Source organism: Lentzea sp. NPDC060358, from assembly GCF_042725365.1.
Taxonomy (GTDB): Bacteria; Actinomycetota; Actinomycetes; order Mycobacteriales; family Pseudonocardiaceae; genus Lentzea.
The window spans coordinates 22577-29127 of the sequence record NZ_JBHXCW010000089.1 but is presented as its reverse complement, the minus strand read 5'-3'; the positions used below and the strand labels follow the sequence as shown (position 1 = coordinate 29127).

Here is a 6551-nt window from a genome sequence, read left to right as displayed (position 1 = left end):
CCCCCGCACCCCCGTACCACCAGTACGAGGGCGCGGGGGCGGCACCACGATGCGACCGTCCGACCGCGAATCCACCCGGCGATGTTCCGGGTCACACCACTAGTTCACGCCGAGCAGGTCGACGACGAAGATCAGGGTCTCGTTCGGCTTGATCACGCCGCCGGCGCCGCGCTCGCCGTAGCCCAGGTGGGGCGGGATGACCAGCTTGCGCCGGCCGCCGACCTTCATGCCCTGGACGCCCTGGTCCCAGCCCTGGATGACGCGGCCGCCGCCGAGCGGGAACTGGAACGCCTCGCCGCGGTCCCAGGACGCGTCGAACTGCTCACCGGTCGAGTGCGAGACGCCGACGTAGTGGACGGACACGAACTGCCCTGCCGTGGCCTCCGGGCCCTCGCCGACGGTGATGTCCTCGATCAGCAGGTCGGCGGGCGCCGGGCCGTCGTGCGGGTCGACCTCAGGCTTCGTGGGGGCCATCACAGACTTCCTCTCGGAACGGGGTTGTTCGCGGTCGATCCAATCACGCGCGCGAGTGGACGGCCGAATGGCCTACGCGGACCAGCCCTACCCGGTCTCCGCGCGGTCGTGTCTTCCTTGAGAGGCCACCGGCCTGCACCGGGGGCGTACAACAGAAGAAGGAGATGATCATGGCGGCAACCCTGCACCGCCTCCGGTCACTGCTCGGCGCGGCACTGGCGGCGGCGACGCTGTCCATGGCCTGCGTCAGCGCGGCCGAAGCGGCTCCCGCCCCCGACGGCGAGTTCGGCACCCAGATCGTCGGCGGCACCCGCGCGAGCACGTCCACCTACCCCTGGGTCGTCTACCTGGCCACGAGCAGCGGCTTCCAGTACTGCGGCGGCACGCTCGTCGCTCCCAACAAGGTCGTCACCGCCGCGCACTGCACCGAGGGCGACTCTGCGTCCGCGGTCCGCGTCGTGGCCGGACGTGACGACAAGAACTCCACCGCGGGCACCGTCGCCAGGGTCACGAAGATCTGGATCCACCCGAGCTACCGCGACGTGACGCTGGGCTACGACGTCTCGGTGCTCACCCTCGACCGCGCCCTGTCGCAGACCCCGCTGCCGTTCGCCACCTCGGCGGACAGCGGCCTCTACGCCGCGGGCACCAGTTCGCGGATCCTCGGCTGGGGCACGACGTCGTCCGGCGGTTCGGCCTCGCGCTACCTGCTCACCGCCACCGTGCCGCTGACGAGCAGCTCCAGCTGCTCCAGCTCGTACGGCGGCGACTTCAACGCCACGCACATGGTCTGCGCCGGGTACGCGCAGGGCGGCACCGACACCTGCCAGGGCGACTCCGGCGGCCCGCTCGTCGCCGGCGGCAAGCTGATCGGCATCACGTCGTGGGGCGAGGGCTGCGCCTCCGCCGGCTACCCCGGCGTCTACTCGCGCGTCTCCACCTACGCCGCGCAGATCCAGGCGCAGCTGTAAGAGCGAATGCCGGGAAGGAGGCAACCCTTCCCGGCTCCGCTTCCGTCCTCCCACCATGAACGGCAAGAAGCTGTTGGCCGGTGCCGCCGTGCTGGCCGTCGCCGGAGTGAGCGTGAGCTCCGCGGTGAGGGACGAAACCCTCGCGCCACAACCGATCGCGGACCACGGGCCGGTGCGCCTCGTGGCGTTCGACTCGTGCGACAACGCGGTCACCGAACTACGCCGCGCCATGGCGCCGTACGTGACCGCGTACGGGGTCGGTGGTGGACACATCCTCACGATGGAGAGCTCGCCGTCGGACTCCAGCGCGGGTGTCGCGCAGAGGAGCGTGCCCGACGCGATGCCCGCCACCCCGCCCGCGCAGCAGCAGGACCACTCGACGACCAACGTCCACGAGCAGGGTGTCGACGAGCCCGACATCGTGAAGACGGACGGGAAGCGCGTCGTCTCCATCGCCGACGGCAAGGTGCGCCTGGTCGACGTCGCGAGCAAGGCCGTCACCGGCACCGTCGACCTGGGTGAGCGCCGTGCCGTGCAGTTGCTGGTGTCCGGCGACCGCGCGCTCGTCGTCACCGACAGCCCCGGGCCGATGGCGAGGCCGTCGACGCTGCAGGGCCGGCCGTCGTTCGCGCCCGAGTCCGGCACCGAGCTGGTGCTCGTGGACCTCAAGGGGCTCAAGGAGATCAGCAGCCTCAGGACCGAGGGCTCCTACCTCGACGCCCGCCAGATCGGCGGCACCGCCCGCGTCGTCGTCCGCTCGCAGCCGCGCATCCCGTGGGTGTACCCGGACCAGACGACGAACGAGGCGGGTTCCCTGCGCCGCAACAGGGAGATCCTGCAGAACGAGCCCATCACGTCGTGGCTGCCGCACTACGAGCTGAACGAGAACGGCGCCATGTCGAGCGGCACCCTGGTCGACTGCGCGAGCGTCAGCCGCCCCGCGGCGCCGAGCGCGACCTCGTTGCTGACGGTGCTCACGTTCGAGCTGTCCGGCCGGCTCGGCACCGGGCAGCCCGTCTCGATCGTGGCCGACGGCGACACCGTCTACGGCACCGACCGCTCCCTCTACGTCGCCGACGACCACCGCCTGCTGCCGCAACTGCCCGGCAGGCCACCGGTGCAGGCGCCGGCCTCGACGGCGATCCACCAGTTCGACATCAGCCAGGCGGGACCGCCGAAGCACGTCGCGTCCGGTGACGTGAACGGCACGCTGCTGAACCAGTACTCGTTGTCGGAGCACGACGGGATCCTGCGCGTGGCCACGACTTCGGACATCGCGACCCCGTGCTGCCGGCGGGTGCCGGGGGAGGTCGCGCCGCGCTCACGCCCGTCGGAGAGCTTTGTCACGACGTTGCGGCGTGAGGGGAACGCGTTGACGAAGGTCGGTCAGGTCGGCGGTCTCGGCAAGAACGAACGGATCTACAGCGTCCGGTTCATCGGCCGCATGGGGTACGTCGTCACGTTCCGCCAGACCGACCCGCTCTACACGCTCGATCTCGCCGACCCGGCGCGGCCCCGGGTCACGGGTGAGCTGAAGATCACCGGCTTCTCGGCCTACCTGCACCCCGCGGGCGACGGCAGGCTGATCGGCATCGGGCAGGAGGCGACCGAGCAGGGCCGCACGACCGGGACGCAGGTGTCGCTGTTCGACGTCAGCGACCCCGCCGCGCCGCGCAGGCTCGCGCAGCACCACCTGCCGGGCACGAGGTCCGAGGCCCAGTTCGACCCGCACGCGTTCCTGTACTGGCCCCAGGACGGCACGCTCGTCGTCCCGATCTCGAGCCACCGGGCGAGGTACGAGGTCTCGTCGCTGGTGCTGAAGGTCGACGGGGACCGGTTGCGCGACAGCGGGGAGATCGTCGAGCCGGGGAGCGCCGACCGCGGCGGCGGTCAGCGGCGCACCATCGTGATCGGCGACCAGCTGTGGTCGATCTCGGAGAACGGCGTGCAGGTCACCGCGCGCAGTGGTCTGGCGCAGCAGGCCTGGCTGCCGTTCACGCCGTAGCGCGGTCCGCGGTGAGCAGGCGGTGCGCCAGCACCGTGCCGCCCGCCATCGCCGCCGGGATCACGACCAGCGCGGCCAGCGGGATCAGGCACAGCAGGTAGGCGGGCACGGCGAACCCGAGCACCATCGACCGGCGCGTCGCGAGGATCTGCCTGCGCTGCTTGAACGACCGGCCGCGGCGGGTGAACGGGATGCCGGTCAGCTCGATGCCGAGCAGGTAGGCGTTGATGCACACGCCGAGCACCGGCACGACCGTCTGCCCGACGACGGGGATGAAGCCGCCGAGGAACAGCGGGATCGCGAACAGGATAGACGTGCCGACCAGCAGGATCGTGCCGCGCAGGCCCACGGCGAACCCGCGCCAGAACCCGACCTGCTCGGTCCCGGGCACGCCGCCGAGCTCGTCCTCGACCTCTTCGGAGATGTACTCGTAGAACGGGCCGCCGATCATCAGCGTGATCGCGGTGAACAGCAGCACGCTCAGCCCGAGCAGCGCCGCGACCACCGAGATCCCGACGGCGATCCGGACGGTGGTGCGCCAGGTGTCGCTCCACGAGTCCGCGAAGCCGGTGAGCCAGCCCGCGATCGCGTCGATGTTGCCGAGCAGCAGCGTCCAGCCGGTGATCATCAGCACGACGGTGATCACCGCGGGCAGCGCCCCGACGAGCACTCGTTTGGGCGTGCTGAACACCAGCCCGAACCCGCGCAGCAGCAGTCCGAACCCGGCCCCGAAGTCCTTGATCACGGCCGCAGGATAGTCGCTGGGCGGGCCGCGCGAGGCATTTCGTCCGGTTCAGCCGGGAGGGGCCGCGATGCAGGCCGTTCCGGCGCGGCGGAACCCGACCCGTTCGTAGACGCGCGCGATCTCCGGACTGCCCGCGGACAGGAACACCAGTTCCGCGCCCCGGTTCAGCGCGTCGCGCGCCAGTGCGGCCGTGACCGCGCCGCCGAGACCACGCCGCCGTGCGGCCGGCAACGTGCCGATGCCGACGATCTCCACGACGTCGCCCGCCCGTTGCGCGGTGCCGACCGCGAGCACGCCCTCACCGGGCAGGTCGGCGACGGCGTGCCGGTGCCGCGTTGCCTCCGGGGTCGCTCCGGCGAGCGCCGCGTCCCGTTCCGCCGCACCGGTCTCGCCCGCGGCGGTGCCCGGCGAGGAGAACGCGAGTTCTGCCACCACGGACACCTCGGCGGGCCGGGTGCCGAGCACGCGGACGTGCGGGTGCGGCTCCGGCAGCCCCTGCGGGTCGAGCACCAGTAACGGCGCGCGGAGCACCTCCAGACCGGCTTCCACCGCGACGTCGTGCAGGCCGGGAGTCGTCTCGTGCACCCACTCGAACGCCTCGGGCACGCCCAGTTCGCGCTGCCGTTCGCGCACCGCGAGCACGTCGGCGAGCGCCGGCCTGCCACCGGGGAACCGGGGCCGCGCGTAGAACGGGTAACCGTCGCCGTCCTGGACGAACAGCACCAGCTCGCCGTGGTCCTCGACGCGAGATCCCGGTCTGGGCACAGAGTCGTAAAAGCTTTCGAGAACGTCCCACACGGACGATCACGCTAGCTACCTTTGGCGGTATGACGCACGGCAATTCCCGCATCGGCCGGCCATGAGGGCCCTGGCGGCGCTGGTCGCCCTGGTGCTCGCCCTCACGAGCTGCGGCAGCGAGTCCGGGGACCGGTTCGCCCGGCCCGGCGCGCCGAAGAACTCGCCCAGCGGGAAGTTCGTCGCGCACGCCGAGAGCGCGAGCGAGGTGCGGGTCACCGACCGCAACGGCGGTGACGTGTTCCGCAAGTCCTACGAGTACGCCACGAGCTCCCGCGCCGACGGCATCGGCGTGGTGTGGCTCGCGGAGCGCGACCAGCTGTGGGTGCTCGTCCCCGGCGACACGAGCGAGCGCGTCGAGGCGGGCCCGGACGGCGTGTGGACCGCGGTCGAGGCCGAGCTACCCGGGGAGATCACGCGGCTCGGGTGAGGCGTCCCGCTCACCCCGCGCGAGCCGGCGGCCGCGTTCGAGCTCCGCGTCGAACTCGGCGCCGAGCAGCACCGCGATGTTCGAGATCCACAGCCACACCAGGAAGACGATCACACCGCCGAGCGAGCCGTAGGTCTTGTTGTACGACGCGAAGTTGGCCACGTAGACCGCGAACCCGACGGTCGCGAGCGCCCACAGCACGATGGCGAGCAGGCTGCCCGGTGTGACCCAGCGGAAGCCCGGCTGCCGCACGTTCGGCGCCGCCCAGTAGAGCACCGCGAACGCGAGGCTCACCAGCAGCAGGATCACCGGCCACTTCACGACGTCCCAGACCGTGACGACGGTGTCGCCGAGCCCGATGGCGTCGCCGACCGCGTCCGCGACCCCGCCGGTCAGCACCAGCGCGCCGAGCGTGAGCGACACGAGCACGACCGACCCGAGCGTCAGGGCGAGCCGCAGCGGGACCGTCTTCCAGATCGGACGGCCTTCCTCGACGTCGTAGACGGCGTTGCACGCGCGCATGAACGCACCGAGGTAGCCCGACGCCGTCCAGAACGCCGTCAGCAGGCCGATGATGCCGAGCAGGCTGGCCGCGTCCTGGCTTTTCTGCAGTTCCTCGATGGACGACTTCACCAGGTCGCCGGCCTGGCCGGGCGCGACCTCGTCGACGTACTTGATGAGCTCCTGCGTCGTCGTGTCGCCGAGCAGGGCGAGCACGGACGTCAGCACGATGATGCCGGGGAAGAGCGAGAGCACCGCGTAGTAGGTGAGCGCGGCGGCCCAGTCGGTCAGGTTGTCGTCGTTGAACTCTGTGACCGTTCGTTTGAGAACACCCCACCAAGCGCTTCTGGGCAGCTTGGTGGGGCTCTCGACGTCACTACCTGCGGGCACGGCGACGCCAGCCGAACGACCGTGTGCCGGTGCCCACGCCGGCGAGGTGCAGGGCGAGGAGGAGCAGGCCGAGCAGGAGCAGCGTGTTGCCGGTGATGACGTCACCGAGCCCTGCCTTGGCCAGGTCCAGGATCAGCGCCAGACCGAACGAGACAGCGGCGATGATGGCGAGCATTGTGTCTCCACCTCCGTATCGGGTGAGGTGCGGATACCCGTTCCGATAGGGGTGAAGCGCGCCGT

General features: G+C 71.1%; 8 protein-coding genes. 3 read left to right on the top strand and 5 right to left on the bottom strand.

Translation table 11 applies throughout. The features are described 5' to 3' along the window. Positions 1 to 99 precede the first annotated feature (99 nt). Positions 100 to 474 carry an FKBP-type peptidyl-prolyl cis-trans isomerase gene (locus ACFWGZ_RS20275; protein WP_382453086.1) on the bottom strand — a complete coding sequence of 125 codons (375 nt, stop codon included), beginning with the start codon at positions 472 to 474 and terminating at the stop codon, positions 100 to 102. A 170-nt stretch (positions 475 to 644) separates the two neighbouring features. On the opposite strand from ACFWGZ_RS20275, the gene ACFWGZ_RS20270 reads away from it, so the two are divergent. Together ACFWGZ_RS20270 and ACFWGZ_RS20265 are read left to right on the top strand one after the other, a co-directional pair. Next, positions 645 to 1445 (top strand): S1 family peptidase, encoded by an 801-nt coding sequence (locus ACFWGZ_RS20270; protein ID WP_382453085.1) that lies wholly within the window; start codon positions 645 to 647, stop codon positions 1443 to 1445. A gap of 55 nt (positions 1446 to 1500) precedes the next feature. Then, the gene (locus ACFWGZ_RS20265) at positions 1501 to 3450 is read left to right on the top strand and encodes a beta-propeller domain-containing protein (protein WP_382453084.1); all 1950 of its coding nucleotides are present in this window, start codon (positions 1501 to 1503) and stop codon (positions 3448 to 3450) included. On the opposite strand, the gene ACFWGZ_RS20260 is transcribed toward ACFWGZ_RS20265, so the two are convergent. Both ACFWGZ_RS20260 and ACFWGZ_RS20255 read right to left on the bottom strand, forming a co-directional pair. Continuing rightward, the gene (locus ACFWGZ_RS20260) at positions 3440 to 4195 is read right to left on the bottom strand and encodes an EI24 domain-containing protein (RefSeq protein ID WP_382453083.1); all 756 of its coding nucleotides are present in this window, start codon (positions 4193 to 4195) and stop codon (positions 3440 to 3442) included. The two genes, ACFWGZ_RS20265 and ACFWGZ_RS20260, sit on opposite strands and share 11 nt — an antisense overlap. A 48-nt stretch (positions 4196 to 4243) precedes the next feature. Next, the gene (locus ACFWGZ_RS20255; RefSeq protein WP_382453082.1) at positions 4244 to 4960 is read right to left on the bottom strand and encodes a GNAT family N-acetyltransferase; all 717 of its coding nucleotides are present in this window, start codon (positions 4958 to 4960) and stop codon (positions 4244 to 4246) included. Between the two features lie 94 nt (positions 4961 to 5054). On the opposite strand from ACFWGZ_RS20255, the gene ACFWGZ_RS20250 reads away from it, so the two are divergent. Continuing rightward, positions 5055 to 5420 (top strand): hypothetical protein, encoded by a 366-nt coding sequence (locus ACFWGZ_RS20250; protein WP_382453081.1) that lies wholly within the window; start codon positions 5055 to 5057, stop codon positions 5418 to 5420. On the opposite strand, the gene ACFWGZ_RS20245 is transcribed toward ACFWGZ_RS20250, so the two are convergent. Both ACFWGZ_RS20245 and ACFWGZ_RS20240 read right to left on the bottom strand, forming a co-directional pair. Continuing rightward, positions 5391 to 6311 carry a YihY/virulence factor BrkB family protein gene (locus tag ACFWGZ_RS20245; protein WP_382453080.1) on the bottom strand — a complete coding sequence of 307 codons (921 nt, stop codon included), beginning with the start codon at positions 6309 to 6311 and terminating at the stop codon, positions 5391 to 5393. The genes ACFWGZ_RS20250 and ACFWGZ_RS20245 overlap by 30 nt on opposite strands. Continuing rightward, positions 6298 to 6486 carry a hypothetical protein gene (locus tag ACFWGZ_RS20240; RefSeq protein WP_382453079.1) on the bottom strand — a complete coding sequence of 63 codons (189 nt, stop codon included), beginning with the start codon at positions 6484 to 6486 and terminating at the stop codon, positions 6298 to 6300. The genes ACFWGZ_RS20245 and ACFWGZ_RS20240 overlap by 14 nt, the downstream gene beginning before the upstream one ends. Between the last annotated feature and the right edge of the window lie 65 nt (positions 6487 to 6551).